Source organism: Nocardia sp. NPDC005366 (genome assembly GCF_040606855.1).
GTDB lineage: Bacteria > Actinomycetota > Actinomycetes > Mycobacteriales > Mycobacteriaceae > Nocardia.
In genome coordinates this window covers 123,879-139,385 of the sequence record NZ_JBEXFQ010000007.1, presented here as the reverse complement: position 1 = coordinate 139,385, position 15,507 = coordinate 123,879, and the positions used below count along the sequence as shown (strand labels likewise).

Below are 15,507 nucleotides of genomic sequence, written 5' to 3'. Positions count from 1 at the left end.
CGAGGCACACCCGCCGGTGCTGTGTGCGGGGATTGGTCAGCGGTACCGAGCCGGTCCGCCGCCGGTCCTCACCCCGTGGGTTCGACCGGCGGATCCGGTTCCGCCGCATCGGTTTCGGGCCGCGTCGGTGCCGGTGCTGGTGCCGGTGCTGGTTCCAGCACAGGGCCGGGTGCGGCGACCTCGGCCGGATCCCTGCGCATTTCCTGCTGGTAGGTGTCGTTATAGGTTTTCACGATGGTGGTGACGATTCCCGTCAGCTCGTTGAGGATCAGCGATCCGTACTGGAAGTCCGAGCGCAGACCATCGGGCACCGGATAGGAATCGGTCAGGGGCAGTCCGAGCACGCCCGCATCGGCGCCGAGCTGCAGAAAGCGGTCGAGAATGGCGCCGAGCACCTCTGATACCCGGCCGTCGGAGGTCGTGTAGACGTAGCCGTTCGTGAATTTGGCGTACTGGCCGCCGTGCGCGGCGGGCATCGGTTCGGATTCGGCGCTGCCGAGCGGCCCGTCCGGTCCGCCCCGCTCGGCCCAGTGTTTGGCGATGACGTTTTCCTCGACCATGCTCATCAACCTGGCGGTCAGTTCGGCGAGCGCGGCCAGATCGGCTGCGCTGCGTTGCGGACTCGAACTGCGCTGCTGATGATTCACGCCGGCGGGCGTGCCCGCGGCGATATCGCGGATGCGATCCATCACGTCGTAGGCCGCGTCACCGGGGCAACTGGTGTGCCCGACGTCGCGATGGGCGAAAACGATGGGCAGTTGGACGGATTCGCCCTGCGCGTACGGGGTGAACTCGGTGCCCTCGGACCACATGGTGGTGTAGCCCTTGGGATCGAGACCCGCCACCCTGGTTCGCCAGCCGATGAACTGCCCGAGCGCCTCCAGCGCGTTCTTCGATGGCGTCTCGGATTCGTGATTGCCCATGAGAGCGACGCCCGCGGTGTTCTCGTTGAACCCGCCCGCGTGCGCCCCCTGGACCGGCCGGTCGAGTCCGCCCGCGCGGCCCTCGAAGATCTGGCCGTACTTGTCGACCATGGCGTTGTAGCCGATGTCGCACCAGCCGAGGGTGCGCGCGTGATAGGTGTAGATCGCGCGGACGATACCGGCGGATTCGGATTTGCTGTAGTCGTTGCGTCCCGCGGTGTGATGCACTGTGACACCGCCGAGTTCGTCGTCGTAGGTGGGTTCGTCGCACCGGATCGACTCGTCGGCGCCCCACTGCGCGCGGCTGATGACGTTCGGCCCGCCGCCGGGCAATGCCGAGGCGATGTTGTGCAGCGCGCCGTCGACCGCGCCGTGGCCCGGATCTATCAGGACCGCGGTCAATCCCGGTGCGATGGCGGAGGCGTCGGAATAGGGCGGGGCGGCCTGCGCCGGGTGGACCGGATCGGCCAACGGCAACGTGGCAGGCGCGGACGGTGCTTTCGGTGCGGAGGCGGCGTCCTTGCGGGTAACGAGGATCTGCACGGCCGTGGTGCTGCCGACGTAGATCGGTTCGGTGCCAGCGGTTCGGTCGGCGGCGGTGTGATCGGTGCCCCTTGTGTCGACGGGCTCGGTTTCGTACCACTGTCCCCACGTCCCGTTCGGCTGCCGCGCTCGCACCATGGCCTTGGTGTTCACCAGATCCTTGGCCGTGAGGGCGACGACGCTGAACGGGGTGTCTCTCGACAGCTCTTTCACTTGGGCGCCGACTTGATTAACCAGGTCGGGCGATATGGCGCCCGGTTCCAGCGCCGGTGTGTCCGGTGTGATTCCCGGTTCGAGCTGGGTGGGATCGGCGACGAAGCGGATACCGGAGGCGGCCCCTGTGCCTGGCACTCGTCCGGGAACGCCGGGCGCCGAGCCGGGGGCCCGGCTCGGATGCTGTCCGGGATCGGACGAGGTCTGGCCTGGTACCGAGGGTTCCTGCCCGCTGCCGTGCAGTCGTGGTAGCGGAATTTCGTCGGGTAATTGCACGCCGGGCGGCAGCGGCAACCCTTCCGGAATGGAGACGGACGCGGGTAACGGCAGCATCCGGAGATCGGAAAGATGCAGGTCCGGAAGGTCGAGTCCGGTGAGTTCGCGCAGCGGAAGCGTGATGTCGGGCGCGGAGTTCAGCACCACTTCGGCCATTTGCGCGGGCACAGCCGCGAGGTTGCTGTCATTCGCCGGGCGGTAGCGGGCTGAATCGCTGTGCACCAGTGTCGCGAGCGGCGCCGCTACCGCAAGTGTGGTGACAACCGGGAGGACGTAGGACCGTTTCGGTGTGCGGTACGGCACGAACTTCTCCAATCGGATCGACCAGTGATCATGCGCGCAATTCCATACTTGATTCCTGATGTATCAACGATCACACTAGTTCACAATTGTCACAAGGTCTAAACCTCTTGTCGAGGATTATGAGAATTGCTCAAATGTAGCTCTCAGGTTGCGAATAGATGGCGCGACATGCCGATGGATGTCGGGCCGATCAGCATGCGGAAACCGGTGCGGGCGAACGAATGCGCCGCGTGCCGCACCGAGATCGAAGAGCGAGAGGGGATCTGAAAGTGCAGCGCAGAATACATTTCAGGAACCGGATCAATACGCGGCGAATGATGAAACCGATCCGTCGAATGGTGATCACCGGCGGCGCCGCGGTTCTCGCGGTAACAGCGCTCGCGGGGTGGGACACGCCCGGCGACACGCCGTACCTCGAACTCACCGGGGCGGGCCACGGCCGCGGCATGAGCCAAGTCGGCGCCTTCGACAGCGCACGGCAGGGTTCGGTGGCCGAACGAATCCTCGAGCACTACTACCCCGGCGCGACATTCGGCACGGTGCCGACCACCACGGTGGGCGTGCGCCTGATGGAACGCGACGGCGAGGGTCTCGATGTCCACGCCGACGCCGGACTCAGGGTCGCGGGCCGGGAACTGGAGTCGGGCCAGGCCGCGCATATGACCGCGTTACCCGGCGGCGGCGCGAATGTCGTGGTGACCGTCGGATGCGACGGCGAGGTGCTGTGGCAGGCCGCGACGCGGGATCCGTGGATCTACCCGATCGACCCGAAACCCGCTCGCTCCGCCGCCGAACATCTCACGCTGTGCGACGGTCCCGCCTATCGCGGGGCGCTCGGGCTCGCGCAGGAGGACGGCGCGGCCCGCACCGTCAATCGGGTCGATATCGAGGACTACCTGCTCGGTGTCGTGCCCGCGGAGGTCCAGGCGAATTGGGCCGACAAGGGGGCCAACGAGGCGCTGCGCGCGCAGGCGATCGCGGCCCGCTCCTATGCCCTGGCCGAGCAGCGGTATCCATTCGCCCAGACCTGCGACACCTCCGACTGCCAGGTCTATCCCGGCACCGCGAAGGAGGACCCGCGCGCGGCCACTGCGATCGCGACCACAGCGGGCGCCGTGCTGCTGCGCGACGGGCGCATTCTGCGGGCGGAATACTCCACCGCGCCCGACGGCGGTCAACCCGCCGATATCTCCACCTTCGACGTCGGGCCGAAGCCCGCCGAACTCGCCGTCGGCAAACCGCCGACCGATCCCCGCGTCACCCCGGCGGACCCGGGCTCGCCGACCGATCCGCGCGGCACCGCCGCGCTCCCCGGATCGACGATCGATCGCGAGTACGCCCGGATCGGCGGTGAATCCAGCGCGATCGGCGCACCGCTGGGACCGGAGATGCGGCTGCCCCAGAACGGGGGCACCTACCGGCTCTTCACCAACGGCGTCATCATCGCGACGCCCACGCTCGGCGCCCAGATCGTCGACTTCACCACCTTGATGCGACTGGTTCCCGATCCGGCCGTGCCGCCATCGGATGCGACGGAACCCGCGTCACCGCGGGGGGATACGCAGAGTCCGTCGCCCGCCGAGACGCCCACCGGTGCCGCGCCGCCTGGGCTTCAGCCCGTCACCGAATAAGTTTCATCCGAGAATGCGTTGACCTTGACGCAGCGTCAACTTGCAGACTGGTCTCACCGACGAGACAAGGAGAGACCGGGTCATGACAGCGGGCGCCCGGACCGGCGAATGGTCCATCCAGGATCTGGCAAGGGCGGCCGGAACCACCAGTCGCGCGCTGCGCCACTACGGCCAGCTCGGGCTGTTGCCGCCCAGCCGAATCGGCGCCAACGGGTACCGCTATTACGACCAGGATTCCCTCGTGCGGTTGCAACGCATCCTGCTGTTGCGCGAACTCGGCCTCGGCTTGCCCACCATCGCCGAAGTTCTCGCGGGCCAGCGCGATACCGCGACCGCACTGCGCGCGCACCTGGGACTGCTCGAGCAGGAACAGGATCGGATCCGGCGCCGGATCGAGTCGGTGCGAACCACATTGCACAAGACCGAAAGAGGTGAACGACTCGTGGCTGCCGAAGTATTCGACGGATTCGACCACACGCAATACAAGGACGAGGTGATCGAGCGGTGGGGCAAGGACGCCTACGACAGCGGTGATCGCTGGTGGCGTTCGATGACCGATGCCGACAAACAGCGGTTCCAGCAGACCCACCTGGATATCGCCGCCGATTACGGCCGCGCGCACGCGGCCGGTCTCGCCCCGGACAGCGCCGAGGTCCAGGCCATCGTCGCCCGACACCGGGACTGGCTCGGCATCGGCTGGCAGGGCCGGTCCGTGGGGAAGGAGGCGTTCCTCGGACTCGGCGAAATGTACGTCGCCGACCCGCGTTTCGGGCAGAACTACGACGTGCACGGCACCGGCACCGTCGAATTCGTCCGCGACGCGATGCGGATCTACGCCGAGGCCAACCTGTAGGAACCGGTCGTCACCGGAATCGCGACGCCCGCATGTCACCCGGCATGCGGGCGTCGCGCGGCGGCGCGGTCCGGACACAACGACACGACCGGCCGCCAGCCCCGGAATTGCGCATACTTCTAGGGTTCGGGTGCGGGTGTGCCCGCGTAGGTGGAGGTTTCGCGAATGTTGTACGAGAACCCGGAGGCCGTGCCTGCGGGCGAACCCAGCGGCGCGGTCGCGACCGCGACGGGTGTGCTGGCGCTGTCGGGTGCGGCGGTGAACCTGATCGGGGTGGGGCGATTGGGACTCGATTTCCTCGACGACCCAGGCCGTTTCGACAATTCGCTCGCCTGCATCACGCTGCTCGGCGGATTCCTGACCGCGGTGATGCTGACCTACGGCGCGGTCCTGCTCTCGCGCCGCGACGAAACCGGTCGATTCACGGTGATCGTCGCGGCCGGGGTCTGGGCGGCGATCGGGGCGATCGGGCTGGTTCTCGCGCTCATCGGCTACGAATTCGAATACGGCGTCCACTGGTTTACCCAATCCGGCCGCCTCGCCGAATCGCTCTTCGCGATCACCGGCATCGCGGGCGCTGTCACCGCGTTCCTCGCCGCGGATTGGGTCGCCGATCTCGCCGCCCTGATCCTCCCGCTGCTTACCGCCTTCGTCGCCTCCTCGAGGTACACCGCACGGTGGGTCGGCGCGTCGCGATCCCCGGGATACCGATTGCCGACTCGCTGAACGGAACCCTCGATCGGGCCGCGCACCGCGACAAGGCGATTGCGCCGGACCGGCCGGGAGATCAGCCGTGCAGCGCTCGCATCAGCTGTTCTTCGGTGAGCGGCGCGACGGTGAGCGGGTGGGCGGCCGAGGCGCGCAGGCCGTCGAGGACGAGGGCGAGGTGGCGGCGCCAGACCTCGGGGGCGATTTCGGCGGTGGCCTCCACGATGCGGGTATGCGACCAGGTGATGAAGGCGATGTCCTCGAGAACCCAGTCGGGGCGCAGCACGCCCGCTCGCTGCGCCCTGGCGACGATCTCGCGCATCAGGCCGTGTCCGTATTCCTGGGCGCGGGCGATGGCGGGGCTCGGGGCCGCACGCAGGGCGAGTTCGCCGAGGAGTCGGTCTCTGGCCTGGAGTTCGCAGACGTTCTCGACGAGATAGGCGAATGAATCCCACGGGTCGGGGATGGCGAGGGCCCGTTCGGCGACGCGTCCTCCCGCTTCGATGCGGTCCTCGACGGCGGCGGCGATGAGGTCGTCTCGGGTCGGGAAGCGGTTGTAGAGCGTGCCGATGGCGACGCCCGCGCGCGCCGCGATCTCCTTCAGCGGCGCGTCGAGACCGCGTTCCAGGAAGACTTCCCTGGCCGCCGCCACCAGCGCGTCGCGGTTGCGGCGAGCGTCGACGCGCAGCGGCTTCTCCTCGGGCATCCGCCGATCCTACAAACGCGGAATTATCTTGAGCATAGGTTCAACTTAAGTTAGCGTCGGTGATGAACTTGAACTGTTGCTCAACTTGGTGAGGTAGTGGGATGTCGAAGACGATCGCGATCTTCGGGTTCGGACCCGGATTGGGAATGGGCACCGCGCGCCGATTCGGCCGCGAGGGCTTTCGCGTCGCGGTGATCGGGCGTGACGAAGCGAGGGCGCGAGCGCACGTGGCCGCTCTGGCCGAAGACGGCGTCGTCGCCGAGGCGTTCGTGGCAGATCTCACCGGGGAAGCCGACGTCGGCCGGGTGGTCGACGAGGTCGCCGCGCGGTTCGGGCCGATCGACGTCGCGTTGCACAGCGCGGCGGCGGATATGTCGGCCCGGTCGGCCTCCACCCTCGAGGTCGACGTCGCCGCGCTGCGGGTTCCACTGGAACTGAAGCTCTATTCGCCGATCTGGATGACCAGGGCCATCGCGCCCGCGATGATCGAACGCGGCGAAGGGGCCCTGCTGTTCTCTTCCGGGCTTTCCGAACATCATCCACAGCCCTACCTGGCGAATTTCGGCGTGATCCTGGCCGCTCAGCGACAATATGTACGTCAGCTCGACCTCGAACTGCGCGGCACCGGCGTCTACGTCGGCCTGCTCAATATCGGCGTGCTGATCGGCGGCAGCCGGGCCCAGATCAGCGTCGATGAGCATCCCGAACTCATCCCGCCCGGTCTGGAGCTCACCCGCATGACCAATGACGAACTGGGTGAGCAGTACTGGCGCCTGTACACCGAACGCGACACCGTGGAACTCGATATCGGTTTCCCGGACTGACTCCCGGCGTTCCGCGAATTCTCGGCGAAATCGAGGTGGACCGTGGACATCGGCCCAGGGTCGGGTGACCTTTCACGCCCGGTCGGCGGGCATCGGCCGCGTCGGGCGGTTTGCGATGCGGGCGCTACCGCGTCGCCGGGTACGGAACTCCCCCCGGGTGCGGCGCGGTCTTCCGATACGCTGGGCCACCGTGACCGCCGCATTGTCTCCGGGTACCTCCGTCAACTCCACCGCGCCGTTCGATCTGATCATCGTCGGTTCGGGCTTCTTCGGGCTCACCATCGCCGAACGCGCCGCAACCCTGCTCGGCAAGCGGGTGCTGGTGCTGGACCGCCGCTACCACATCGGCGGCAACGCCTATTCGGAGCCGGAACCGCAGACCGGAATCGAGGTGCACAAATACGGTGCGCACCTATTCCACACGTCGAATAAACGGGTCTGGGACTACGTCACCCAGTTCACCGAGTTCACCGGCTACCAGCATCGCGTATTCGCCATGCACAAGGGGCAGGCCTACCAGTTCCCGATGGGCCTCGGTCTGGTCTCGCAGTTCTTCGGCCGCTATTTCACCCCGGACGAGGCGCGCGCGCTGATCGCCGAGCAGTCCGCCGAAATCGACACCAAGGACGCGCAGAACCTCGAGGAGAAGGCGATCTCGTTGATCGGTCGCCCCCTCTACGAGGCCTTCGTGCGGGATTACACCGCCAAGCAGTGGCAGACCGACCCCAAGGAACTGCCCGCGGGCAATATCACCCGGCTGCCGGTCCGCTACACCTTCGACAATCGCTACTTCAACGACACCTACGAGGGGCTTCCCACGCAGGGGTACACGAAGTGGCTGGAGAATATGGCCGCCTCCGAACTCATCGAGGTACGGCTGAATGTCGACTGGTTCGATATCCGTGACGAGGTGCGCGCCGAGAGCCCGGACGCCCCCGTCGTCTACACCGGCCCGCTGGATCGCTACTTCGACTACGCCGAGGGCGAACTGGGCTGGCGCACCATCGATTTCGAGACCGAAGTGCTCGAAACCGGTGATTATCAGGGCACTTCGGTGATGAATTACAACGACGCGGATGTGCCGTACACCCGCATCATCGAACCGCGCCATTTCCATCCCGAGCGCGAATACCCGCAGGACAAGACGGTGATCATGCGCGAATTCTCCCGTTTCGCGCAGACCGGGGACGAACCCTACTACCCGATCAACACGCCGGAGGACCGCGCCAAACTGCTCGCCTACCGGGAGCGCGCGAAACAGGAAACCGCCTCGGCCAAGGTGCTTTTCGGTGGCAGGCTCGGCACCTACCAGTATCTCGACATGCATATGGCGATCGGTTCCGCGTTGAGCATGTTCGACAATGTGCTGCGACCGCACCTCGAATCCGGCGCGCCTCTGGTCGACCAGGACGCGTAGATGGTTCACACTCGCGAAGCGCGGCTCACCGAAGCCGACCGAGTGCGGATCATCCGCACAGATGACGAAAGCAACGAATGACCTCCCCATCCGTAATGGAAGAGATGACCATCGAGACCCGTGCGAAGTCGCTGCTCCAGCGCATCATCCTGCCGAGGCCGGGTGAACCGCTGGATGTGCGGACCCTCTATCTGGAGGAGTCGCCGACCAACGCGCGACGCGCGCACGCCACCACCCGCACCGAGTTGTCCATCGGCGCGGAGTCGGAGGTCTCGTTCTGCACCTATTTCAACGCATTGCCCGCCAGCTACTGGCGGCGCTGGAGCATCCTGAATTCGGTGGTGCTGCGGCTGGAACTGGCCGGACACGGCCGGGTCGACATGTACCGTTCCAAGGCGGACGGCTCGCGAATCCACGTGCAGGGCAAGGAGTTCGCGGTCGCGTCGGGTTCCGACTCGGTGACCGTCGAATTCGAGACCGATCTCGGGCCGTTCGAAGACGGCGGCTGGATCTGGTTCGACATCACCACCGACACCGCGGTCACGCTGCTGCACGGCGGCTGGTACTCGCCGGTCGACGCACCCGGTGATGGCACCATCGCGGTCGGCATGCCGACCTTCAACCGGCCGACCGATCTGGTGAAAACCCTCGGCGCCCTCGGTTCCGATCCGCTGGTGCTGGAGAAGATCGTCGCGGTCATCGTCGCCGATCAGGGCAACCGCAAGGTCGTCGACGAGCCGGGCTTCACCGAGGCCGCCGCGGTGCTCGGCGACCGGCTCGCCATCCGGAATCAGCCCAATCTCGGCGGCTCCGGCGGTTACAGCCGCGTCATGTACGAGGCGCTGAAGACCACCGACGCCCAGTACATCGTCTACATGGACGACGACATCGAGATCGAGCCCGACTCGATCCTGCGCGCGCTCGCCTTCGCCCGGTTCGCCGCATCGCCCATGCTGGTCGGCGGGCAGATGCTCAACCTGCAGGAGCGTTCGCATCTGCATTCGATGGGCGAGGTCGTCGACCGCGGCATCTTCATGTGGACGTCCGCGCCGAATGTCGAATACGACCACGACTTCTCGAAGTATCCGCTCAAGGATCGCGACAATTCCAAGCTGCTGCACCGGCGTATCGACGTCGATTTCAACGGCTGGTGGACCTGTGTGATCCCGCGGCAGGTGGCCGAGGAGATCGGCCAGCCGCTGCCGCTGTTCCTGAAATGGGACGACGTCGAATACGGTCTGCGCGCCCGCGACCACGGATATTCGACCGTCACACTGCCCGGCGCGGCGGTCTGGCATATGGCCTGGAGTGATAAGGACGACGCCATCGACTGGCAGGCGTATTTCCACCTGCGCAACCGTCTCGTCGTCGGCTCGCTGCATATGCCCGGCAACGGGCGCGGCATGGTGGTGAACACGGTCAAGGCGACGCTCAAGCATCTGCTCTGCCTCGAATATTCGACGGTCGCCATCCAGAACCTGGCGATCAAGGATTTCCTCGCCGGACCCGAACGTCTGTTCCAGTTACTGCCGAGCGCGCTCGGCGCGGTGCACGACATGCGCAAGCAGTTCCCCGACGCGGTGGTCCTCCCGTCGTCCACCGAATTGCCGCTGGCCAGTCACCTCGAGGTCGGCGCTGTCGGCGAACCCCCGAATCCGATCGCCAAGGTGGTCCGGCTCGTCAAGGGCGTGCTGCACAACGTCAAACCCGCGCACGAGACCCACCACGAGACGCCGCAGCTGAATGTGCCGACCCTCGACGCCCGCTGGTACCTGCTCTCGCAGGTCGACGGCGTCACCGTCACCACGGCGGACGGACGCGGCGTCGTCTACCGCAAGCGCGATCCACGCCAGGCCCTCGGCCTGTTCAAGGAGGCCATGCGGTTGCGCAAGGAACTCGCCGCGCGGTTCTCGGAGATGCAGCGGCGTTACCGTGCCGCCCATGCGGAGCTCACCAGCACGGCGGCCTGGGAACGGGCCTTCGGTATCGACGGCGCGGGGAGCGAACAGCAGTGAGTCTCGAACCGAACATCTCCGCCCCCGATGCCGCGGCGGCACAGCAGTCGCGCTACAGCACGAACGGCAACGGGGCGGCGGCCACGGCGTCGCAGGCGAATCCGGTGCAATCGCCGCCCGAGGTGAAGATCATCAACGCGGTGCAGGCCACCCTCGGCGCCAAGCCGGAGGTGGTGCGGGCCGCGCGCGGCATGTCGCATTTCGGTGAGCACGCGCTCGGCTGGATCGGCATCGCCGCGGCGGGCTGGCTGGTCGACAAACCGCGGCGCAGGCAGTGGGCCGGGGTCGCGGTGGGCGCGGTCGGTGCGCACGCCGCCTCGATCGTCATCAAACGGGTCGTGCGCCGTCCGCGGCCCAACGATCCGTCGGTGCAGGTCAACGTCTCGACACCGAGCAAGTTGAGCTTTCCGTCCTCCCATGCCACCTCCACCACGGCGGCGGCGGTGTTGCTCGGAAAACTGACCGGGCTACCCTTGCCTGCGGTGCTCGTACCACCGATGTTGCTTTCGCGGGTCGTGCTCGGCGTGCACTATCCCTCCGACGTGCTCGCCGGATCCGCGCTGGGCGCCGCGTCCGCCGCTGTCGTGCTAGCCGCCGAAAGAAGACTCGATAGTGACCGCACAAGAAAAGGCCTTGGTTGACATGAGTGAAGAGCCGACCGGCGCCGACCTAGCCGAGTCCGTCGTGAAAGGTCCGCCCAAGACGTTGGGGGGTGGGCTGATCAAGGCCGTCCGGCCACGTCAGTGGGTCAAGAACGTCCTCGTGCTCGCCGCGCCGCTCGCGGCGGGTCCCGATGTGCTCAGCGATGTGTCGGTGCTCTGGCACGTCGCGATCGCTTTCGTGGCCTTCTGCACAGCGGCCTCCGGCATCTACCTGGTCAACGACGCACTCGATGTGGAGGCCGACCGGGCGCATCCGACCAAGCGGTTCCGTCCGATCGCGGCGGGCGTGGTGCCGGTGAATCTGGCCTACATGCTCTCGATCGTCCTGCTGGTCGTCGCGATCGTCGGCTCCTTCCTCGCGTCCTGGCAGCTGGCCGTGGTGATGGCGGTGTATATCGGCATCCAGCTCGCCTACTGCTTCGGACTCAAGCACCAGGCCGTCCTCGACATTTGCATCGTGTCGTCGGGCTTCCTGCTGCGCGCGGTCGCGGGCGGCGCCGCCGCGGATATCAGCCTGTCGCAGTGGTTCTTGCTGATCATGGCCTTCGGCTCACTGTTCATGGCCGCGGGCAAGCGCTACGCCGAACTCCAGATCGCGCTCGGCACCGGCGCCAAGATCCGCAAGTCGCTCGAGTACTACACGCCCACCTACCTGAGGTTCATCTGGACCCTGGCGGCCACGGCGGTCGTGGTGTTCTACGGTCTGTGGGCCTTCGAGCAGGGCGAGGCCAATGACACGAACTGGTACGCAATCTCGATGATTCCGTTTACGATCGCAATCCTGCGTTACGCGGTCGACGTCGATGGCGGCGAGGCCGGTGAACCCGAAGAGATCGCGCTGGGGGATCGCGTCCTCCAGTTCCTCGCAATCGCCTGGATCGGAGCGGTAGGTGTCGCTGTCTATCTCACCTGACGAGATGCTGGTAGAGGGAGCGGAGCGAACCGAGGACGACGCCGAGGAGCCTGCCCGCGAGCAGGCGGGCTCGGCGTCGCGGTTCGCCCTGCTATCCCGAGCCACCTTCGTCGGTGGGGTCGCGCTCACCGTTGTGCTTTTCGCGATCGGCGGCTGGCAGCGGCGCTGGATCGCCGACGACGGCCTGATCGTGCTGCGCACCGTGCGCAATCTGATGGCGGGTAACGGCCCGGTCTTCAACGCGGGCGAGCGGGTCGAGACCAATACCAGCACCGCGTGGACCTACATCGTCTGGTTCTTCAGCTGGCTGACTCAGCTGCGGCTCGAGTACGTGGTACTCGGTATCGCGCTGACGCTGTCGCTGGCCGCTGTCGTCTTCGCGATGCTCGGCTCCGCGCGCCTGTGGGGCGGCACCGGATCGGCGCTGCTGCTGCCCGCGGGTGCGCTGGTGTACATCGCGGTGCCTCCCGCGCGCGACTACGTCACCTCCGGGCTGGAAAGCAGTCTTGTCATCTGCTGGCTCGGCCTGCTGTGGTGGCAGCTGGTGCGTTGGTCGCGGGCCGACAGGGTGCGCGTCGGCGGCATGTTCGGCCTGGTTTTCCTCGCAGGTCTGGCCCCGCTGATCCGGCCGGAGATGGCCCTGGTCGGCGTACTCGCGCTGCTGATGATCTTCCTCGCCCCGATGCCGGAGTCCCGGGTCGGCCCGATCGTGTTGCGCGGCCTCGTCGTCGCCGCCGCGGGTCTGGTACCGCTGGGTTATCAGATCTGGCGAATGGGCTACTACGGCCTGCCGTATCCGAATACCGCCGTCGCCAAGGACGCGGGCGGCGCCAAATGGGGTCAGGGATTCACCTACCTGTGGGATCTGATCGGCCCCTACTACCTGCTAGTGCCTTTGCTCGTGTTGCTGGTCGCCGGGCTCGCCGCCGCACGTGTGGCCCGCACGCGCACCCGGACCGACGCCACCGGGCCCGCCCCGCGCCGGTCGATCCAGTGGGTACGCGAATGGCTGCGTTCGCCCAGCGCGGTGGTCGCCCTCATACTGATGAGCGCGCTCATCCTGACCGTCTACGCCCTGCGCGTCGGCGGTGACTTCATGCACGGCCGGATGCTGCTGCCGCAGCTTTTCCTGTTCCTGCTGCCGGTCGCGGTGCTTCCGATCAGGCTGCCGGAGCGCGGGCTGCGCCATCTCGATGTGACCTTCGTCGTGCTGGCGGTCGCCTGGCTCGCCACCATCGGCTGGGCGCTGTTCGCGGCGGACACCACCGCTATCAAGACCGGAACCAAGATCAGTTCCTCCGGCATCGTCGACGAGCGCGTCTACTACGTGCTCAACACCGGGCACGATCACCCGATCCGGGCCGAGGACTACCTCGATTACCCGCGTATCCGCGCGATGGTCGACGATATCGCCGCCACCCCCGACGGCGGCCTGCTGCTGAATTCCCCGTCGTTCACCTTCTGGTACATCGCGCCGCCGCCGCAGCCCATCCCCGATGGCGGCGCCGGACATACCGTCTACTTCCTGAACCTGGGCATGACAAGCATGAACGTCCCGCTGGACGTGCGCGTCATCGACCAGATGGGTCTGGCCTATCCGCTGGCCGCGCATACCGAGCGGCTGGAAGACGGCCGCATCGGGCACGACAAGAATCTGTACCCGGACTGGGTCGTCGTCGAAGCGGGCATGGTCGACAGGAAGCCGTGGATGCCCTGGTACCTCGACGAGGACTGGGTGATCCAGGCCAGGACCGCGATGTCGTGCCCGGATACCCAGGCCCTGTTGATCTCCTACCGTGACCCGCTCACCTTCGAGCGTTTCCGGCACAATTTCAAGAACGCGCTGCGGTTCGCGCAGTACCGGATCGATCGGGTGCCGAAGTACGAAATCGAACGATGCAACCTGGTGAATCCGATCCCGGAGCCGCCACGCTGATCTCGAGGTCGGGCCGATAAACCACACAGGCATCACAAATGCTCTGCGAGCCCTATGAGCTCAGTGGTCACGTTGGTTATGCTCCACAAAAGTGGCGTACGCCGCTTCATCTCGGTTTGATAACGCACCTGCATCGATGGCAGGTTAGTCTCGGTCGGGGTACGCCCGCCGGGGCTTCGGTAATTTCTGGGCAAACATCCGGCGGTCACCGTCGAACGCGGCCGAAATCCGGTCGAATGAAGGAGCGAACTAGATGCGAGGCGTTATCGGGCGTAAGGCGCAGGATGGTCGTCGTCTGAAAGCTCGAGGAGCCGGGTGGCTCAAGCGGACGATGCTGTTGTCGATGGCGATCGTGCTGCCGCTCGGGGCGTCGGTGGCAGGCGGGGGTGGTGTCGCTTCGGCGGCGTTCAATCCCGATGCCTTCGACTTCTGGGTGGATTCGAGCATGGGGCCGATCAAGTCGCGGATCTTCCGCGCTGCCGACGGCAATACCGGTCGCGTGGTCTACGCGCTGGACGGTATGCGTGCCCGCGGCGATCTGAACGGCTGGGAGGCCGAGACCGAGGTCGCACGCGAACTCACCAAATGGAATATCAACGTGGTCATGCCGGTGGGCGGACCGTCCAGCTTCTACGCGGACTGGAACGCGCCGAGTAATTTCTTCGGCATCCCCACCGGATCGGGCCCTTCGGGGTCGTCGTCGGGTTCGGCGTTGACCGGTTCCTCCGGTTGGCAGGAAACCCTCGGCAAGACGAACACCTACAAGTGGGAAACCTTCCTCACCCAGAACCTGCGCAGCGCGCTGCGTGATCGGCTCGGGTTCAACCCGAATCGCAATGGCGTGTTCGGTCTGTCGATGGGCGGAAGCGCCGCGCTGACGCTGGCGGCCTACCACTCGGACCAGTTCAGCTTCGCGGGGTCGTATTCCGGGTACCTCAACATCTCCGCGCCGGGTATGCGCGAGGCGTTGCGCGTGGGAATGATCAGCGCGGGCGGCTACAACATCGACGCGATGGCACCGCCGTGGGGTCCGCAGTGGCTGCGGATGGATCCGTTCGTCTTCGCGCCGCAGCTGAAGGCCAACAACACCCGCCTCTGGGTGGCCGCGGGTAGCGGTATCCCGGCCGGTGGCGACGCGACCGATCCGCTCGGCATCGTGCAGGGCACCCCGCTCGAGGTGCTGGCCATGATCAACACCCGTGCCTTCCAGGTCCGCATGGCGAGCCTGGGCGCGAACAACGTGACCTACAGCTTCCCGCCCGTCGGTATCCACAACTGGCGGAACTGGGAGTCCGAGGTCTACCGGATGATCCCGGACCTGTCCGGCAACATCGGCTAGTCCTGTTCGCTCGTGAAGGCCGCCCGGCGCACCCGCGCCGGGCGGCTTTTCGCCTTCGACGCACATCCGCAACCCGGCTCGACAACGAATACGCTTCGATACTTGTGGCTTAAATCACTTTCCAGCAACATGAAGGCATTGTTTGCTGATTTAACCAGGAAGAGTGAGTGCCGAGGTCGATTAGTCCGTTTCGTCCCGGATGACCGATCTCGGCGCCCGATGAAGGGGCCGGCGGAGTAGCTCGC

The 15,507-nt window shown here is 66.3% G+C and carries 12 protein-coding genes; 10 read left to right on the top strand and 2 right to left on the bottom strand.

Features of this window, described 5'->3' with window-relative positions; genetic code table 11:
• Positions 1-68: 68 nt before the first annotated feature.
• A complete protein-coding gene (locus tag ABZS43_RS10810; protein ID WP_355035627.1) occupies positions 69-2,258 on the bottom strand; it encodes an N-acetylmuramoyl-L-alanine amidase in 2,190 nt (729 codons plus the stop codon).
• A gap of 314 nt (positions 2,259-2,572) precedes the next feature.
• Between ABZS43_RS10810 and ABZS43_RS10805 the strand changes: the two genes are divergently transcribed.
• The 3 genes from ABZS43_RS10805 (at position 2,573) to ABZS43_RS10795 (ending at position 5,468) form a co-directional block, all read left to right on the top strand.
• Entirely contained in the window at positions 2,573-3,889 is a 1,317-nt protein-coding gene (locus tag ABZS43_RS10805) for a SpoIID/LytB domain-containing protein (protein WP_355035626.1), read from the top strand.
• Between the two features lie 82 nt (positions 3,890-3,971).
• Positions 3,972-4,742, top strand: coding sequence for a MerR family transcriptional regulator (locus tag ABZS43_RS10800; RefSeq protein ID WP_355035625.1), 771 nt, complete (start codon positions 3,972-3,974; stop codon positions 4,740-4,742).
• 165 nt (positions 4,743-4,907) lie between these two features.
• Positions 4,908-5,468 carry a hypothetical protein gene (locus tag ABZS43_RS10795; RefSeq protein ID WP_355035624.1) on the top strand — a complete coding sequence of 187 codons (561 nt, stop codon included), beginning with the start codon at positions 4,908-4,910 and terminating at the stop codon, positions 5,466-5,468.
• 61 nt (positions 5,469-5,529) lie between these two features.
• Here ABZS43_RS10795 and ABZS43_RS10790 read toward each other — a convergent pair whose 3' ends face one another.
• Positions 5,530-6,156, bottom strand: a complete 627-nt coding sequence (locus ABZS43_RS10790) for a helix-turn-helix domain-containing protein (RefSeq protein WP_355035623.1) — start codon at positions 6,154-6,156, stop codon at positions 5,530-5,532.
• A gap of 101 nt (positions 6,157-6,257) precedes the next feature.
• Here ABZS43_RS10790 and ABZS43_RS10785 point away from each other — a divergent pair, with 101 nt between their 5' ends.
• From ABZS43_RS10785 to ABZS43_RS10755, 7 genes are all read left to right on the top strand, one after another.
• A complete protein-coding gene (locus tag ABZS43_RS10785) occupies positions 6,258-6,980 on the top strand; it encodes an SDR family oxidoreductase (RefSeq protein ID WP_355035622.1) in 723 nt (240 codons plus the stop codon).
• A gap of 190 nt (positions 6,981-7,170) precedes the next feature.
• Positions 7,171-8,397 (top strand): UDP-galactopyranose mutase, encoded by a 1,227-nt coding sequence (gene glf / locus ABZS43_RS10780; protein WP_355035621.1) that lies wholly within the window; start codon positions 7,171-7,173, stop codon positions 8,395-8,397.
• Positions 8,398-8,474: 77 nt separating this feature from the next.
• Positions 8,475-10,412, top strand: coding sequence for a glycosyltransferase (locus tag ABZS43_RS10775; RefSeq protein ID WP_355035620.1), 1,938 nt, complete (start codon positions 8,475-8,477; stop codon positions 10,410-10,412).
• Positions 10,413-10,516: 104 nt separating this feature from the next.
• Complete coding sequence (locus ABZS43_RS10770; protein WP_355035744.1) at positions 10,517-11,053, top strand: phosphatase PAP2 family protein; 537 nt, start codon at positions 10,517-10,519, stop codon at positions 11,051-11,053.
• Position 11,054: 1 nt separating this feature from the next.
• The gene (locus ABZS43_RS10765) at positions 11,055-11,987 is read left to right on the top strand and encodes a decaprenyl-phosphate phosphoribosyltransferase (protein WP_355035619.1); all 933 of its coding nucleotides are present in this window, start codon (positions 11,055-11,057) and stop codon (positions 11,985-11,987) included.
• A gap of 4 nt (positions 11,988-11,991) precedes the next feature.
• Positions 11,992-13,923, top strand: a complete 1,932-nt coding sequence (gene zomB / locus ABZS43_RS10760) for a flagellar motor control protein ZomB (RefSeq protein ID WP_355035743.1) — start codon at positions 11,992-11,994, stop codon at positions 13,921-13,923.
• Positions 13,924-14,176: 253 nt separating this feature from the next.
• Positions 14,177-15,262, top strand: a complete 1,086-nt coding sequence (locus ABZS43_RS10755; RefSeq protein WP_355035618.1) for an alpha/beta hydrolase family protein — start codon at positions 14,177-14,179, stop codon at positions 15,260-15,262.
• Positions 15,263-15,507 lie beyond the last annotated feature (245 nt).

Bases quoted from the DNA above. Each gene is read 5' to 3' on its own strand.
- ABZS43_RS10785 (WP_355035622.1), top strand. From the start codon at position 6,258: ATGTCGAAGACGATCGCGATCTTCGGGTTCGGACCCGGATTGGGAATG.
- ABZS43_RS10790 (WP_355035623.1), bottom strand. From the start codon at position 6,156: ATGCCCGAGGAGAAGCCGCTGCGCGTCGACGCTCGCCGCAACCGCGAC.
- ABZS43_RS10795 (WP_355035624.1), top strand. From the start codon at position 4,908: ATGTTGTACGAGAACCCGGAGGCCGTGCCTGCGGGCGAACCCAGCGGC.
- ABZS43_RS10805 (WP_355035626.1), top strand. From the start codon at position 2,573: ATGATGAAACCGATCCGTCGAATGGTGATCACCGGCGGCGCCGCGGTT.
- zomB (WP_355035743.1), top strand. From the start codon at position 11,992: ATGCTGGTAGAGGGAGCGGAGCGAACCGAGGACGACGCCGAGGAGCCT.
- ABZS43_RS10755 (WP_355035618.1), top strand. From the start codon at position 14,177: ATGCGAGGCGTTATCGGGCGTAAGGCGCAGGATGGTCGTCGTCTGAAA.
- ABZS43_RS10765 (WP_355035619.1), top strand. From the start codon at position 11,055: ATGAGTGAAGAGCCGACCGGCGCCGACCTAGCCGAGTCCGTCGTGAAA.
- ABZS43_RS10775 (WP_355035620.1), top strand. From the start codon at position 8,475: ATGACCTCCCCATCCGTAATGGAAGAGATGACCATCGAGACCCGTGCG.
- ABZS43_RS10800 (WP_355035625.1), top strand. From the start codon at position 3,972: ATGACAGCGGGCGCCCGGACCGGCGAATGGTCCATCCAGGATCTGGCA.